This is a genomic window from Pseudomonas sp. V88_4 (assembly GCF_029967985.1).
GTDB classification, from domain to species: domain Bacteria; phylum Pseudomonadota; class Gammaproteobacteria; order Pseudomonadales; family Pseudomonadaceae; genus Aquipseudomonas; species Aquipseudomonas glycinae.
In genome coordinates this window covers 279,997-295,735 of record NZ_JASCAF010000047.1, presented here as the reverse complement: position 1 = coordinate 295,735, position 15,739 = coordinate 279,997, and the positions used below count along the sequence as shown (strand labels likewise).

Genomic DNA, 15,739 nt, shown 5'->3' with positions numbered 1-15,739 from the left:
GGACACCCTTGCCAAGTTGGCGAGCATTGTTCCGACTCCGCTGGGTCAAAATGATTCCCCAATCGGATCCGGACAAGTCTCTACCTAAGTCAAAATGGACCAACGAACGCTGATCCCCGTAGCGCGCGATTATCTAGTAGCCCGCGTGACAACGCATCAGGGGTAACAAAGTATTTATCGCGAAAATTCCCTGTTTTCAGTCGAAAAGCCCTTAAAAAGATGTTTCAAGCGCTTTCATGTCTGTAACAGGAAGGTTACCGGGCCATCGTTGACCAGGTGCACCTGCATATCCGCGCCGAATCTACCTGATGCCACTGTGCCATGCATCTGTTTCGCTCTGCTTAATAGATAGTCGAATAATTCTTCGCCCAGCGCCGGAGGGGCGGCGGTCGAGAAACTCGGGCGCAACCCGCTTTTGGTGTCGGCAGCGAGGGTGAACTGAGAGACCAGCAGCAACCCGCCGCCCACCTCCGCCAGGGACAGATTCATCTTGCCCTCGGCGTCACTGAACACTCGATAGTTAAGCAGCTTATGCAGAAGTTTGTCGGCGCTGGCCGGCGTGTCGTCGGGTTCTACCGCCACCAGCACCAATAAACCCTGATCGACACTGCCAACCACCTCGCCCGCCACTTCGACCCGCGCGCCTTTCACGCGCTGCAACAGCCCCTTCATGCTTCTTCGGGCGGCAGGTCGAGCAGGCGCCGGGCCATTTTGCTGGCGGCGCGCACCAGTGCATCGGTGATGCCCGGTTCGGACGCAGCGTGGCCGGCATCGCGGATCACCTGCAGCTCGCTGTTCGGCCAGGCCTGATGCAGTTCCCAGGCGTTGTCGAGCGGGCAGATCACGTCGTAGCGGCCATGGATGATCACGCCCGGCAGATGGGCGATCTTGCCCATGTCGCGGATCAGCTGGTTCGGCTCAAGGAATGCATTGTTGGTGAAGTAGTGGCATTCGATCCGCGCGATCGACAAGGCGCGCTGCGGCTCGGAGAAACGGTCGACCACCAGCGGATTCGGCCGCAGGGTCGCGGTACGCCCTTCCCAGGTCGACCAGGCCTTGGCCGCGTGCATCTGGGCGATCTGGTCGTTGCCGGTCAGGCGTTTGTGGAAAGCGCTGAGCAGGTCGTCGCGCTCGTCCAGCGGGATCGGCGCGAGGTAGTCCTGCCAGTAATCGGGGAACAGACGGCTGGCGCCGGCCTGGTAGAACCATTCGATTTCCTGCGGACGGCAGAGAAAGATCCCGCGCAGGATCAGACCGTGCACGCGCTCCGGGTGGGTCTGCGCGTAGGCCAGCGCCAGGGTCGAGCCCCACGAACCGCCGAACAGCACCCATTTGTCGATGCCCAGGTGTTTACGAATACGCTCAAGGTCTTCGACCAGATCCCAGGTGGTGTTGTTTTCCAGACTGGCGTGGGGCGTGGAGCGACCGCAACCGCGCTGGTCGAAGGTGACAATGCGATACAGGTTCGGATCGAAATAACGGCGACTCTGGGCGTCGCATCCGGCGCCGGGACCTCCGTGGATGAACACTACCGGCAAACCTTCCGGTGAACCGCTTTCGTCGACGTACAGCGTATGGGTGTCATCGACGGCCAGATCGTGCCGTGCGTGAGGTTTGATCTGCGGAAACAAAGTCTGCATTGCGCGCTCCGTAAGGGGTCGAGGTCATCCCTGGGGGGACTTCTATTATTCTGCCGTCCGGCATCATAAACCCGATTTACGTCAATGAGCATGCCCGCGCGCTGTCACATTTTGTCAGCCATGAACCCCAGCAAGTTCTCAAAGAGACGATCGACCTCGGCGACCTGATGTCGCGCCCGCAGGCAGCCGTGAACCAGCCCTTCGCCGTAATACAGCGCCGCGTCGACGCCCGCCGCGTTAAGCCGTTCGGCGTAGCACACGCCGTCGTCACGCAACGGATCGAACTGCGCCACGGCAATCCAGGCCGGGGGCAGACCGCTGAAATCCCCGGCCAGCAACGGCATCGCATAGGCGTTCGGCTTCGCGGTGCCACGCAGGTACAGGGCGTGATAACAATCGACATCGCTGCTGGCGAGCAGCGGCGCATCGGCACATTCACTGCGTGACGGTAACTTCTCGTCGCCTCCAAGCCCCGGATAGATCAAAACCTGCGCGCCCGGCAGCGGCTCGCCGGCATCGCGCAACGCCAGGCACAGCGCCGCCGCCAGATTGCCACCGGCGCTGTCGCCCGCCACCAGCATCCGTCCGGGATCGAACCAGAACGGTCCGCTGCGCAACGCGCGCCAGACGCTCAGGCAATCCTCGAAACCGGCCGGGAACGGATGTTCCGGCGCCAGCCGGTAATCCACCGCCACCACCATTGCCACGAGCGCCATGGCCAGCTCGCAGCAGATGAAATCGTGGGAATCCAGCCCGCCGACCACCCAACCGCCGCCATGCAGATACAACACGCACGGCCAGCCACTGGCCGATGGCCGGACAGGCGGGCGATACGAACGCACCGCCACTCCGCTCAACTGGAAATCCACCACTTCCAGACCCGCCGGCCGTTCGGGCGTGAAGGCGCGGCACATGTCGTCGTAGGATTTGCGCAATCCGCCGAGGCTGCTGTCATCGCTGGCAAAGCCTTCGGTGCTGGCGACGAACGCCGCCATCGACGGCGAGAGTGGATAAGTGCCCATCAGTTTTTCAGGCTGGCCTGAACCGTGGCCACGCCGTCCTTGCCGTCGAAACTGCTGACTCCCGCCAGCCAGCGTTGCAGATCTTCGGGATGTTCACGCAGCCAGGTTTTCGCCACGTCCTGCGGTGTCTTGCGCTCCATGATCGGCACCATCAACTGGCTTTCCTGGGCGGCGGTGAAGGTCAGATTTTCCAGCAGTCGATGGACGTTCGGGCAGCGCTCGGCGTAGTCCGGCGCGGTGACCGTGGAAACGGTGGCGGCGCCTTCGTTAGGGCCGTAGACGTCTTCGCTGCCGGTCAGGTAGGTGATTTTCATGTTGATGTTCATCGGGTGCGGGGTCCAGCCGACGAACACCACGAACTCTTTGCGGTTCACCGCCCGCTGCACGGCGGCGAGCATGCCGGCCTCACCGGATTCGATGATCTTGAAATCCTTCAGGCCGAAATGGTTGGTTTCGATCATCGTCTTGATCGTGGTGTTGGCGCCGCTGCCGGGCTCGATGCCGTAGATCTTGCCGCCGAGCTGATCCTTGAATTTCGCGATGTCGCCGAAGGTCTTCAGCCCTGCCGCCGCTACATAGTCCGGAACCGCCAGCGTTGCCTGGGCGTCGGCCAGGCTGGGCTTGTCCATGACCTTGACCTGATTGGCGGCGAGGAACGGCGCGATGTTCTTGTCCATCGCCGGTTTCCAGTAGCCGAGGAAGATATCCAGACGTTTGTCGCGGATGCCGGCGAAGATGATTTGCTGCACGGCGCTGGTCTGTTTGCTTTCGTAGCCGAGGCCGTTGAGCAGCACGTCGGCCATGCCGCTGGTGGCGATCACGTCGGTCCAGTTGACCACGCCCATGCGCACGGTTTTGCAGGAGGCATCGTCGGAAGCCATGGCGCCGGCGCTGAGCAGCGCACTGCCGGTAAGGATTAACGCACAACGAGTGAACAGTCTTTTCATGAGGGATCGTCTCGTGCGGCAGCGGGTTATTGTTCGGATCGGCGTCTTCTTGCACCGTGGTCGAAACATTACGCAGCGGACGAGCGGGAAAAGCGAACTGTGGCGACCGGGATTTGCACAGGGGCGACCCAAGCCGTACACAATCCTGTGGTCACCACAAAAACTGTGGGAGCGAGCTCGCTCCCACAGGGTTTTATGCGGTGTAGCGGGTTTTGCCCCAGGCAATCAGCCCTTGCAGCAGTTCCTTCAACACCACCCGCGTCGGCTCCGCCAAATCGGCGCGATAGCGGAACGGCTCGAACTCTTCCATGTAAGTGCACTGGCCCAGCTCCAGTTGCACGGCGTGGATGTTCTCGGCCGGGTTGCCGTAGTGACGGGTAATGTGGCCGCCCTTGAAGCGTCCGTTCAGCACATGGCTGTAATCGCCATGGCGTGCGCAGATCGCTTCCAGTTGCGTGGCCAGCTGTGGATCGCAACTGGCGCCATTGAAGGTGCCGAGGTTGAAGTCCGGCAGCTTGCCATCGAACAGGTGCGGGATCACCGAACGGATCGAGTGCGCATCGAACAGCAGCGCGTAACCGAACTCGGCCTTCAGCCGCGCCAGCTCTTCCTGCAAGGTGCGGTGGTACGGCGTCCAGATTTGCTCCAGGTACGTCGCGCGTTCTTCTTTCGATGGCTCCTGGCCTTCCTTGAACAGCGGAATGCCATCGAACAGCGTCGCCGGGTACAGACCGGTGGTGGCGCCGGCGTACAGCGGTTTGTCGTCGGACGGCCGGTTCAGGTCGATGACAAACCGGGAGTACTCGGCCGCCAGAGTGCTGGCGCCCAGTTCGGCGGCGAAGTCGTAAAGCTGCGGAATGTGCCAGTCGGTGTCCGGCAGGCTTTTCGCGTCCGGGATCAATCCGGCCTCGACCGCCGGGGTCAGGCGCACACCGGCGTGGGGCATGCTGATCAGCAGCGGCACGCGACCTTGTTTGAAGTTCAGAACCTTATCCACAACCGCTCTCCTACAGACTTGATTCAACGCCGTGACGCACGACGCGTTTGTCCAGTTCACCACCCAGCCAGTACGCCAGATCCGCCGGGCGGTCGATCTGCCAGGCGACAAAATCCGCGACCTTGCCGGCTTCCAGCGAACCGTGGGTCTCGGCCATGCCCAGGGCTTGTGCCGCATGAATCGTGGCGCCAGCCAGGGCTTCTTCCGGGGTCATGCGGAAGCAGGTGCAGGCCATGTTCAGCATCAAGCGCAACGACAGCGCTGGCGAGGTGCCGGGGTTGAGGTCACTGGCGATGGCGATTTTCACTTTGTGTTTGCGCAGGGCTTCCATCGGCGGCAACTGGGTTTCGCGCAGGAAGTAGAACGCGCCCGGCAACAACACCGCGACGGTGTCGGATTCGGCCATGGCGATGGCGTCGGCTTCGTCCATGAACTCCAGGTGATCGGCGGACAATGCGTGGTAGCGCGCGGCCAAGCTGGAGCCGTGCAGCGACGACAATTGCTCGGCGTGCAGCTTCACCGGCAGACCGAGTTTTTGCGCGGCGATGAACACACGCTCGACCTGCTCCGGCGAAAACGCCAAGTATTCGCAGAACGCATCCACCGCATCCACCAGCCCTTCGGCGGCCAGCGCCGGGAGCATCTCGGCACAGATGTGATCGATGTAAGCGTCGGCGCGATCCTTGTATTCCGGCGGCAAGGCGTGGGCGGCCAGGCAGGTGCTGCGCACGCTGATCGGCAGCTCGGCGGCGAGGCGACGGATGACCCGCAGGATCTTGCGCTCGCTGGCCAGATCGAGACCGTAGCCGGATTTCATTTCGACCGTGGTCACGCCGTCGCGCATCAGGCTTTTCAGACGTTTGGCGGCGCTGGCGAACAGCTCGTCTTCCGAGGCCTCACGCGTGGCACGCACGGTGCTGGCGATGCCGCCGCCGGCTGCTGCGATCTCGGCGTAGCTGACGCCTTGCAGGCGCTTCTCGAATTCGCCGCTGCGGTTGCCGCCGAACACGGTGTGGGTGTGGCAATCGATCAGGCCGGGGGTGACCCACGCGCCTTGCAGGTCATTGACCGCCGGGTATTCGCCTGACGGCAATTGGCTGCGCGGGCCGATCCACTCGATGAGTGCACCGGACGTCACGATGGCCGCATCCTCGATGATCGAGTAGACGCCTTGCGCCATGGTTGCGACGTGGCAGTGTTGCCAGAGGGTTTTCACTTTAGGCCTCCGTTGGATTCTATTTGGTGGGGAGCCGTCAAAAGCCCCCTCATCGGAACGCCGCCCGCCTAACCCTCCCCCAGAGGGAGAGGGGACTGACCGCGTTGTTCTTTCGAGGTACATCGACCAGAAATTCCTGAGTCGAACTCAGGTTCTGAAAACGATGAAGATCGGCTCCCTTTCCCCTCTCCCCCTGGGGGAGAGGGCTGGGGTGAGGGGGAACGGTTTCCCGGACGACAAAAATCCCCCTGAAAAAACGCTTACAAACTAGGCAGCAACTTCGCCGGAACCAGTTCAGTCAGAACCCGCGAAGCCAGCAGTTCGGTCGCCGCATTGATGTCCGGCGCGAAGAAGCGGTCCTTCTCGTAGAACGGCACTTCGCGACGCAGAATCCCCCGGGCCTGTTCCAGTTTCGCCGAGGTCTTCAGGCCGTTGCGCAGGTCCAGCCCCTGCACCGCCGCCAGCCATTCCACCGCGAGGATCCCGCGGGTGTTCTCGGCCATTTCCCACAGGCGCTTGCCGGCAGCCGGGGCCATCGACACGTGGTCTTCCTGGTTGGCAGAAGTCGGCAGGCTGTCCACCGAGTGCGGATGGGACAACGCCTTGTTTTCGCTGGCCAGGGCCGCAGCGGTCACTTGGGCGATCATGAAACCGGAGTTCACGCCACCGTTGGCCACCAGGAACGGCGGCAGTTGCGACATGTGCTTGTCCATCATCAGCGAGATACGACGCTCGCTGAGGGAGCCGATTTCGGCAATGGCCAACGCCATGTTGTCAGCGGCCATGGCCACCGGCTCGGCGTGGAAGTTGCCGCCGGAAATCACGTCGCCTTCGGCCGCGAACACCAGCGGGTTGTCGGATACGGCGTTGGCTTCGATGGCCAGCACCTCGGCGGCCTGGCGGAACTGAGTCAGACACGCGCCCATGACTTGCGGCTGGCAACGCAGCGAGTACGGATCCTGAACCTTTTCGCAGTTCTGGTGCGAGTCGGAGACTTCGCTGCGCTCGCCCAGCAGATCGCGGTAAGCGGCAGCGGCGTCGATCTGGCCTTTCTGGCCACGGGCAGCGTGGATGCGTGCGTCGAACGGCGAGCGCGAACCGAGCACTGCTTCAACAGTAAGACCGCCCAGCGCCAGTGCGCCGGCGAACAGGTCTTCACCTTCGAACAGACCACGCAGCGCGAATGCGGTGGACACCTGAGTACCGTTGAGCAGCGCCAGACCTTCTTTCGCCGCCAGTGTCAGCGGGGTCAGACCGGCGACTTTCAGTGCCTCGGTGGCTTCCATCCACTCGCCCTTGTAACGCGCCTTGCCCTCGCCCAGCAGTACCAGCGACATGTGCGCCAATGGTGCGAGGTCGCCGGAAGCGCCGACCGAACCTTTCAACGGGATGTGCGGATAGACCTCGGCATTGATCAGCGCGATCAGCGCATCGATCACCACGCGTCGGATGCCGGAGAAACCACGGCTCAGGCTGTTGACCTTGAGCACCATGATCAGGCGCACCAGCTCATCGCTGATCGGCTGGCCGACGCCGGCGGCGTGGGACAGCACCAGCGAGCGCTGGAGGTTTTCCAGGTCTTCGCTGGCGATGCGGGTCGAGGCCAGCAGGCCGAAACCGGTGTTGATGCCGTAGGCGGTGCGGTTCTCGGCGAGGATCTGCTCGACGCAGGCCACGCTGGCCTCGATCTGCGCACTGGCGCTGTTGTCGAGGGTCAGCTTGACCGGGTTCTGATAAACGTCACGCAGTTGGGCCAGGCTCAGTTGGCCGGGGATCAGGTTCAGCGCAGTCATTTAAATGCTCCTTTTGAGGCATTGTTATTAACTACCAGTCGCTCCGGAGCATTCCGTTATCCGTCGCCTCTCGTCTTTTGGACGATCCGCGCCTTGGCACGCTGGTATGGGTAGTTGTCAGTGCAGATTCGGTAATGCGTTGTGCAGCAGATCCGGGTCTTTCAGAACGCTTGCGGCAGCGGCGATATCCGGCGCCAGCCAGCGGTCCTGATCGTAGGCCGGGACTTTTTCGCGCAGCAGTCGCCAGGCGGTATCGGTGCCGGCGCCAAAGCGCTGTTCCTTGAGAAATTCAAACGCCTGGGCCGCCAGCAGGTACTCGATGGCGAGAATCTGCGTGCAGTTTTCCAGCGCGCGATGCAGCTTCAGCGCGGCGTTGGTGCCCATGCTCAAGTGATCTTCCTGCAAGCCCGAGGTGACGTAGTTGTCGAGCACCGCCGGTTGCGCCAACTGGCGGTTTTCCGCGCACAGCGACGCGGCGACGTATTGCACGATCATCATCCCGGAGTTCACCCCAGGATTGGCCACCAGAAATGCCGGCAGGCCGCTGACGTGCGGGTTGATCAGGCGATCCAGGCGCCGCTCGGCAATCGAGCCGATTTCGGCCATGGCAATCGCCAGCAGATCCGCCGCCAGCGCCACCGATTGCCCGTGCGGGTTGGCCTGGGACATCACCCGGAAATCGTCCGGCGTGCCCAGCAGCAACGGGTTGTCGGTGCAGCCGTTGAGTTCGGTTTCGATCTGATTGATCGCGTGTTCCAGTTGATCGCGGGCGGCACCGTGCACCTGCGGGATCGAGCGGATGCTCAAGGCATCTTGAGTGCGAATGCCTTTGCTCGCTGCGATCACTTCACTGCCATCGAGCAGCGCACGCAAATTGACGCCCACCTGCTGCATGCCTGGATGTGGCTTGAGCGCGATGATTTCGGCATCGAAGGCGGCGATCTGGCCACGCTGGGCCTCGAAGCTCATGGCACCGATCACGTCCGCCCATTGCAGCAGACGCGTGGCGTCGGCAATCGCCAGGCAACCGAGGCCGGTCATGCACGGCGTACCGTTGACCAGACACAGACCGTCCTTCGCCCCGAGCTGCACCGGTTGCAGGCCCTCTTCGGCCAGCGCCTGCTGCGCGCAAACCACTTGCCCGCGATAGCTGACATTGCCCACACCCAGCAGCGCGATGCCGATGTGCGCCATGTGGGTCAGGTAACCCACCGAACCCTGCGATGGCACTTGCGGGGTGATGCCGCGATTGAGCAGCGCCAGCAGCGCTTCGACCACCCGGCGATGAATGCCGGATTTGCCGTGGCTGTAGTTGCGGATCGCCGAGCACATGATCGCGCGCGTCTGCTCATCGGCCAGGACCGGACCAACGCCGCAGGCATGGCTGAGCAAAGTATTGCGCGACAGCTGGCTGAGCTGTTCGTCTTTCAGTGAAACGTTGCACAGCGCACCGAGCCCGGTGTTCACGCCGTAGGCGCGTTCGCCGCTGGCAACAATGCGCTGGACGATGCCCTGCGCGTTTTCAATGCGCGCCCAGGTCTGCGCCGACAGCTCGAGCTGCGCGCCGTGACGGGCGACTGCGACCACATCCTGCCAACGCATCGGAGCGTCGGCGATAACGATTTTTTCAGCCTGGGACATCACTAACCTCAACCGTAATTTTGATGCAGCTTCACCGGCCTCATCGCTGGCAAGCCAGCTCCCACAGAATCTCCGCTGCTCACACAATCCCTGTGGGAGCGGGCTTGCCCGCGATGAGGCCAGTCTGTGCACTGCAAAACTCAGATCAGACCACCGCCGCCCGGCGCTGCACGAAGCGGTCGACATATTCGTCCGCCGGCGAATGCAGGATCTCTTTCGGCGTGCCGACCTGGATCAGGCGGCCGTCCTTGAGGATCGCGATGCGGTTGCCGATGCGCACGGCCTCGTCCAGGTCGTGGGTGATGAAGACGATGGTCTTGTGCAGAGTCTTTTGCAGCTCCAGCAATTGGTCCTGCATCTCGGCGCGGATCAGCGGATCCAGCGCACTGAAGGCTTCGTCCATCAGGATGATGTCCGTGTCCGCCGCCAGGGCGCGGGCCAGGCCCACACGCTGGCGCATGCCGCCGGAGAGCTGGTGCGGGTATTTGTTTTCGTAGCCCTTGAGGCCCACGGTGTTGATCCAGTGCAGCGCGCGTTCGGCGCACAGTTGCTTGCTCTCGCCGCGCACTTTCAGGCCGTAGGCGACGTTGTCGAGCACGGTCTTGTGCGGCAGCAGGCCGAAGCTCTGGAACACCATGCTGATCTTGTGCCGACGAAATTCGCGCAAGGCGTCCATGTCGTATTGCAGGATGTCCACGCCGTCCACCAGGATCGCTCCGCTGGTCGGGTCGATCAGGCGGTTGAAGTGGCGCACCAGCGTCGATTTGCCGGAGCCGGACAGGCCCATGATCACGAAGATCTCGCCGGTGCCGATGCTCAGGGACAAGTCGTTGACCCCGACCACGCAACCGGTTTCGTTCAGCACCTGATCCTTGGTCTTGCCCTGGCCGACCATCGCCAAAGCGTCCTTGGCGCGGTTGCCGAAAATCTTGAAGACGTTTTTGACTTCGATCTTGCTCACGGTTGCATTGCTCATTTGCTCACCTCATGCCGTGGCCGACCATACGCCTGGGTAATGCGGTCGATGACCACTGCGAGAATCACGATCGCCAGACCGGCCTCGAGACCGCGTCCGACGTTGAGGGTCTGAATGCCCACCAGCACATCTTCACCCAGGCCACGGGCGCCGATCATCGAGGCGATCACCACCATCGACAGGGCCATCATGGTGGTCTGGTTGATCCCGGCCATGATGCTCGGCAGGGCCAGCGGCAACTGCACGCCGAACAGTTGCTGCCAGCGGTTGGCGCCGAAGGCGTTGATCGCTTCCATCACTTCGCCGTCGACCTGGCGGATGCCCAGATCGGTCAGGCGGATCAGCGGCGGCGCGGCGTAGATCACGGTGGCGAAAATCGCCGGCACCTTGCCCAGGCCGAACAGCATCAGCACCGGAATCAGGTAAACGAAGCTGGGCATGGTCTGCATGATGTCGAGCAGCGGCATCAGCACCGAACGCAGGCGATTGCTGCGCGCCGAGAGAATCCCCAGCGGTACGCCGATCAGCACCGAAATGACCGTCGCCACCATCATCAGCGCGAGGGTCTGCATCAACTTGTCCCACAGGCCGACGGCGCCGACCAGGAACAACAGACCGACGATCACGGCGGTGGTCACGACTTTGCGCGTCGCATGCCAGGCCACGACGCCGACGATGGCCAGCATCAACCACCACGGCGCGGCGCGCAGCAGGCCTTCAAGATTGACGATGGCCCACAGCAGGGTGTCGGAGATATGGCGGAATACGTCGCCGTAGTTGGTGACCAGCGCATCGACCCAACCGTTGACCCAGTCGGCGATGGAAAAGGTAAAACTCTCGGGAAACATAAGCGGCTCTCAATCAGGAAACTCAATCAAGCGATTGCGGCGAACACCCCGGCCAGCCTCTCGGTTGGCCGGGAGGAATTCGACCTACAGCGCCGCGTCGATTTTCTTGGCAGCGTCTTCACTCACCCACGCATGCCAGACTTCAGGATGTTCCTTGAGGAAGATTTTCGCCAGTTTTGGCGACTCGATACGTTCCTTCGCCATGCGGCCCAGGTTCTGGTTCAGCAGGTCGATCGGCAGGTTGACCTTTTCCAGCACGGCCACCAGTTCCGGCGCTTGCTCGTGGAAGGCCTTGGACAGACCGACCTTGATGGTCACGGTCTTGTCGACGCCCGGTTTCTCTTCCAGTTTGACTGCGTCGATCTGGCCCATCAGCGGGGTTGGCGTCCAGTAGTAGAACAGGATCGGCTCGCCACGTTTGTAGCTCGACAGCACGGCCGCATCCAACGCTGGACCTGTGCCCGGACGGAAGTTGGTGTAGCTGTTTTCCAGACCGTAGCTTTTCAGCATTTCGCTGTTGTCCAGCTCGCAGGTCCAGCCGGCCGGGCAGTTGTAGAAGCGGCCCTTGGACGGTTCTTCGGCGTCCTTGAAGACGGCGGCGTATTTGCCCAGGTCGGCGATGTTTTTCAGGTCTGGCGCCTTGGCTTCGAGTTTGCGTTTGGCGTCGCCTTCGATCACGTAGCGCGGCACGTACCAGCCTTCCACCGCACCGACCACCGGCGCGCCGACACCCACGACCTTGCCGGCCTTCTCGGCCTTGTTCCAGACCTCGCTGCGGCCGACCCATTCTTCGGCGAATATCTGAATGTCGTTGCTGCTCAGGGCGTTTTCCATGGTGATGGAGTTGCCCGGCAGGCTGTCGGTCTTGCAGTCGTAACCTTTCTCCAGCACCACTTGCAGAACGTCGGTCAGCAGCATGCCGCTTTCCCAGTTCAGTCCGGCGAATTTCACCGGTTTGCCGGACTCGCACCAGCCGGCGGCCTGGGTCGCGCCGGCGCTGGCCAGCAGGCCCATGGAAAGCAAGGTGGTCAGCAGGGTCTTGTTCGATTTCATTGTTGTGACGCTCCTAATCATGAATTGGCTTACGGCAGTCAAGAGGCATCCAGCCCTGTCCACGTCCAAATCAGGCCTGCGCCGCAGCGCGACCGGCCCCGCTTGTTTTAGGTTGTACAACGCTGTCCTGCTCGACGGGCAGAATCAGTCGATCGGGTACGGTGCCGTGCCATTTTTTCGCGCAGACGTAGTACAGCGCTGCGGGCAGCACGAGACCGATGATCCAGGAAATATCCACATCCCCCAGGGCCGCTACCAATGGGCCGGTATAGAACTTGGTGGAAATGAACGGCAGTTGCACCAGCACCCCGAACACATAAATGCTGATACCGAGGAGGTTCCAGCGGCCGTAGCGACCGTTCGGATCCGCCAGCGCCGGAACGTCGTAGCGCTCGCGGGTGATGCAGTAGTAGTCGACCAGGTTGATCGCGCTCCACGGCGTGAAGAACGCCAGCAGGAACAGGATGAAGGACTTGAACGCACCGAGGAACGAGTGCTGGCCGAGCAGCGCGATCAGGGTCGCCGCGCCGACGATCACCAGCACGAACACCAGACGCTGCATGCGGGTCACCGTCAGGTGGCCACGGAAGCCGCTGATGATGGTCGCGATGCACATGAAGCTGCCGTAGGAGTTCAGGGTGGAGATAGTGACCTTGCCGAACGCGATGCTGAAATACAGCAGCGCGGCGGTGGCACCGGTCCCGCCCAGACCGACGATGTAGGCGACTTCATGACCGGCGAATTGCCCGTTGGCCGAAGCGGCCGCGAACACACCGAGGATCATCGCCACCTGCGCACCGATTACCGAACCGGCACCGGCGGCGAAGAAGGTTTTCACCGAAGACACCTGGCTCGGCAGGTAGCGCGAGTAGTCCGCCACGTACGGGCCGAAAGCGATCTGCCAGGAGGCCGCGAGCGACACCGCCAGCAGGAAACTGCTCCAGCTGAAGTGGCGGATTTGCAGAAGTGCGCCGACGTCCACCTGGCTCATCAGACGGCTGAACAGGTACACGAAAGCAATCACGCCAATGGCACTGGCGATCCGGCCGATCCAGTGAATCACCCGATAGCCGAGCACCGTGACCACCACGATGACGCTGGCGAAAAGCAGGATGCCGACGGTGTCGCTGACGCCGAACAACTGGCCCAGTGCCTGACCGGACAACACGGTTCCGGTGGCGGTGAAGCCGAGGTACATCAGGCACACCAGCACGATCGGAATCGCCGCGCCGTAGACGCCGAACTGCACCCGGCTGGAAATCATCTGCGGCAGGCCAAGCTTGGGCCCTTGCGCCGCATGCAGCGCCATCACCCCGCCGCCCAGCAGTTGCCCGATCAACAGACCGATCAACGACCAGAACACATCGCCGCCCAGCACCACGGCCAGGGCCCCGGTGACAATCGCGGTGATTTGCAGGTTGGCACCCATCCACAGGGTGAACTGACTGAACAGACGACCGTGTCTTTCCGCTTCCGGGATGTAGTCGATCGAACGCCTTTCGATCAACGGTTTACTGCCTGCACGATCGGTGTTGCCCGCCATGATTCAACCTCTGTGGATTGTTTTAATTGCTCTGTCCGGTTTACGCGATTCCTGTGGGAGCGACGGTGCGACGATTCGCCTTGCCCGCGATGACGTCGGCACCTGCAACATCAATTCCGGCAGTGCCGCCGCCATCGCTGGCAAGCCAGCTCCCACAGATTCTTTATTTGCCGGTAATCATCGGCAGGTTCAGCCCTTGTTCCTTGGCGCAGTCGATGGCGATCTGGTAACCGGCATCGGCGTGACGCATGACACCGGTGCCCGGGTCGTTGTGCAGCACGCGAGCGATACGCTCGGCCGCTTCGTCAGTACCGTCGCAGACAATCACCATGCCCGAGTGCTGGGAGAAGCCCATGCCGACGCCGCCGCCGTGGTGCAGGGACACCCAGGTCGCACCGCTCGCGGTGTTCAGCAGCGCGTTGAGCAGCGGCCAGTCGGAGACGGCATCGGAACCGTCCTGCATCGATTCGGTTTCACGGTTCGGGCTGGATACGGAGCCGGAGTCGAGGTGGTCGCGACCGATCACGATCGGGGCCGAGAGCTCGCCGCTGCGCACCATTTCGTTGAACGCCAGACCGAGCTTGGCGCGCAGTCCCAGGCCGACCCAGCAGATACGCGCCGGCAGACCCTGGAAGCTGATGCGCTCGCGCGCCATGTCCAGCCAGTTGTGCAGGTGGGCGTCGTCCGGGATCAGCTCTTTGACTTTGGCGTCGGTCTTGTAGATGTCCTGCGGGTCACCGGACAGCGCGGCCCAGCGGAACGGGCCGATGCCACGGCAGAACAGTGGACGGATGTAGGCCGGTACGAAGCCCGGGAAATCGAATGCGTTTTCGACGCCTTCTTCCTGAGCCATCTGACGGATGTTGTTCCCGTAGTCGAAGGTCGGCACGCCCATTTTCTGGAAGTCGAGCATGGCTTTGACGTGCACGGCCATCGATTGCTTGGCGGCCTTGACCACAGCGGCTGGCTCGGTCTTGGCGCGGGCGCGGTATTCGTCCCAGGTCCAGCCGGCCGGCAGGTAACCGTTGAGCGGGTCGTGGGCGCTGGTCTGGTCGGTGACCATGTCCGGGCGCACGCCGCGCTTGACCAGTTCCGGGAGGATTTCAGCGGCGTTGCCGCACAGGGCGATGGAAACCGCCTTGCCTTCGGAGGTGTATTTGGCGATGCGGGCCAGCGCGTCGTCGAGGTCTTTGGCCTGCTCGTCGACATAGCGGGTCTTGAGGCGGAAATCGATGCTGATCTGCTGGCATTCGATGTTCAGCGAGCAGGCACCGGCGAGGGTTGCGGCCAGTGGCTGGGCGCCGCCCATGCCGCCGAGACCGGCGGTCAGGACCCACTTGCCGGTGAGGTTGTCGTTGTAGTGCTGGCGACCGGCTTCAACGAAGGTTTCGTAGGTGCCCTGGACGATGCCCTGGCTGCCGATGTAGATCCAGCTGCCGGCGGTCATCTGGCCGTACATGGCCAGGCCTTTGGCGTCGAGTTCGTTGAAGTGTTCCCAGGTCGCCCAGTGTGGCACCAGGTTGGAGTTGGCGATCAGTACGCGCGGGGCGTTGCTGTGGGTCTTGAACACGCCGACCGGCTTGCCCGATTGCACCAGCAGGGTTTCGTCTTCGTTGAGGTTGGTCAGGCTCTCGACGATCTTGTCGTAGCACTCCCAGTTACGCGCCGCGCGGCCGATGCCACCGTAGACCACCAGCTCTTTCGGGTTCTCGGCGACTTCCGGGTCGAGGTTGTTCATCAACATGCGCAGCGGCGCTTCGGTCAGCCAGCTCTTGGCGGTCAGCTTGTTGCCGCGGGCGGCGCGGATTTCGACGTTGCGGTACTTAGTGGGCTTATTGTCAGTCACGAAAAAGACTCCTCAGCGATCAATTCAAACCAACCCTGGCAGTGGGCAAGCAGCCTGTGCGCCTCAGTGCGCGACAAGCGAATCAGTGGACGCTGCGGAGAGTCTCGTTCGACTCATACGCATACGTCTTTACTTGTACATACAAGCATATGCAATCAAGCGGCCAACTTGTTGGAGGAGCGTTCAACAAAAATCCCGGACAGGGCTGCAAAGCGCC

13 protein-coding genes are annotated in these 15,739 nt (G+C 62.3%); all 13 read right to left on the bottom strand.

The window, feature by feature from the left end:
- Window positions 1–234 precede the first annotated feature (234 nt).
- A complete protein-coding gene (gene dtd / locus QLG12_RS26905) occupies window positions 235–672 on the bottom strand; it encodes a D-aminoacyl-tRNA deacylase (RefSeq protein ID WP_197869325.1) in 438 nt (145 codons plus the stop codon).
- Entirely contained in the window at window positions 669–1,640 is a 972-nt protein-coding gene (gene pip / locus QLG12_RS26900) for a prolyl aminopeptidase (RefSeq protein WP_007952436.1), read from the bottom strand. Before pip ends, dtd begins: the two co-directional genes overlap by 4 nt.
- Window positions 1,641–1,744: 104 nt before the next feature.
- Window positions 1,745–2,662 (bottom strand): alpha/beta hydrolase, encoded by a 918-nt coding sequence (locus QLG12_RS26895; RefSeq protein WP_197869326.1) that lies wholly within the window; start codon window positions 2,660–2,662, stop codon window positions 1,745–1,747.
- Window positions 2,662–3,609: a choline ABC transporter substrate-binding protein gene (locus tag QLG12_RS26890; RefSeq protein ID WP_282475526.1), complete on the bottom strand. Its 948-nt coding sequence runs from the start codon at window positions 3,607–3,609 to the stop codon at window positions 2,662–2,664. Before QLG12_RS26890 ends, QLG12_RS26895 begins: the two co-directional genes overlap by 1 nt.
- Before the next feature lie 193 nt (window positions 3,610–3,802).
- Window positions 3,803–4,606: an N-formylglutamate deformylase gene (gene hutG, locus QLG12_RS26885; protein WP_236193074.1), complete on the bottom strand. Its 804-nt coding sequence runs from the start codon at window positions 4,604–4,606 to the stop codon at window positions 3,803–3,805.
- A 10-nt stretch (window positions 4,607–4,616) separates the two neighbouring features.
- Window positions 4,617–5,822, bottom strand: coding sequence for an imidazolonepropionase (hutI, locus tag QLG12_RS26880; protein WP_197869329.1), 1,206 nt, complete (start codon window positions 5,820–5,822; stop codon window positions 4,617–4,619).
- A gap of 260 nt (window positions 5,823–6,082) precedes the next feature.
- Entirely contained in the window at window positions 6,083–7,615 is a 1,533-nt protein-coding gene (gene hutH / locus QLG12_RS26875; protein ID WP_039764727.1) for a histidine ammonia-lyase, read from the bottom strand.
- Between the two features lie 117 nt (window positions 7,616–7,732).
- Complete coding sequence (gene hutH, locus QLG12_RS26870) at window positions 7,733–9,256, bottom strand: histidine ammonia-lyase (RefSeq protein ID WP_282475525.1); 1,524 nt, start codon at window positions 9,254–9,256, stop codon at window positions 7,733–7,735.
- A gap of 145 nt (window positions 9,257–9,401) precedes the next feature.
- On the bottom strand, window positions 9,402–10,232 hold the full coding sequence (locus QLG12_RS26865; RefSeq protein ID WP_011332047.1) for a glycine betaine/L-proline ABC transporter ATP-binding protein: 831 nt from the start codon (window positions 10,230–10,232) through the stop codon (window positions 9,402–9,404).
- Window positions 10,229–11,080 (bottom strand): proline/glycine betaine ABC transporter permease, encoded by an 852-nt coding sequence (locus QLG12_RS26860; protein WP_007952475.1) that lies wholly within the window; start codon window positions 11,078–11,080, stop codon window positions 10,229–10,231. The genes QLG12_RS26865 and QLG12_RS26860 overlap by 4 nt, the downstream gene beginning before the upstream one ends.
- A gap of 84 nt (window positions 11,081–11,164) precedes the next feature.
- Window positions 11,165–12,133, bottom strand: a complete 969-nt coding sequence (locus tag QLG12_RS26855; RefSeq protein ID WP_236193071.1) for an ABC transporter substrate-binding protein — start codon at window positions 12,131–12,133, stop codon at window positions 11,165–11,167.
- Between the two features lie 70 nt (window positions 12,134–12,203).
- A complete protein-coding gene (locus QLG12_RS26850) occupies window positions 12,204–13,676 on the bottom strand; it encodes a cytosine permease (protein ID WP_197869333.1) in 1,473 nt (490 codons plus the stop codon).
- 163 nt (window positions 13,677–13,839) lie between these two features.
- Window positions 13,840–15,522, bottom strand: a complete 1,683-nt coding sequence (gene hutU / locus QLG12_RS26845; RefSeq protein WP_282475524.1) for a urocanate hydratase — start codon at window positions 15,520–15,522, stop codon at window positions 13,840–13,842.
- Window positions 15,523–15,739: the final 217 nt, after the last annotated feature.

What these genes read in the sequence shown, in the direction of transcription:
- dtd (WP_197869325.1), bottom strand. Translation starts at nt 672, where the DNA reads ATGAAGGGGCTGTTGCAGCGCGTGAAAGGCGCGCGGGTCGAAGTGGCG.
- pip (WP_007952436.1), bottom strand. Translation starts at nt 1,640, where the DNA reads ATGCAGACTTTGTTTCCGCAGATCAAACCTCACGCACGGCACGATCTG.
- QLG12_RS26895 (WP_197869326.1), bottom strand. Translation starts at nt 2,662, where the DNA reads ATGGGCACTTATCCACTCTCGCCGTCGATGGCGGCGTTCGTCGCCAGC.
- QLG12_RS26890 (WP_282475526.1), bottom strand. Translation starts at nt 3,609, where the DNA reads ATGAAAAGACTGTTCACTCGTTGTGCGTTAATCCTTACCGGCAGTGCG.
- hutH (WP_039764727.1), bottom strand. Translation starts at nt 7,615, where the DNA reads ATGACTGCGCTGAACCTGATCCCCGGCCAACTGAGCCTGGCCCAACTG.
- hutH (WP_282475525.1), bottom strand. Translation starts at nt 9,256, where the DNA reads ATGTCCCAGGCTGAAAAAATCGTTATCGCCGACGCTCCGATGCGTTGG.
- QLG12_RS26865 (WP_011332047.1), bottom strand. Translation starts at nt 10,232, where the DNA reads ATGAGCAATGCAACCGTGAGCAAGATCGAAGTCAAAAACGTCTTCAAG.
- QLG12_RS26860 (WP_007952475.1), bottom strand. Translation starts at nt 11,080, where the DNA reads ATGTTTCCCGAGAGTTTTACCTTTTCCATCGCCGACTGGGTCAACGGT.
- QLG12_RS26855 (WP_236193071.1), bottom strand. Translation starts at nt 12,133, where the DNA reads ATGAAATCGAACAAGACCCTGCTGACCACCTTGCTTTCCATGGGCCTG.
- QLG12_RS26850 (WP_197869333.1), bottom strand. Translation starts at nt 13,676, where the DNA reads ATGGCGGGCAACACCGATCGTGCAGGCAGTAAACCGTTGATCGAAAGG.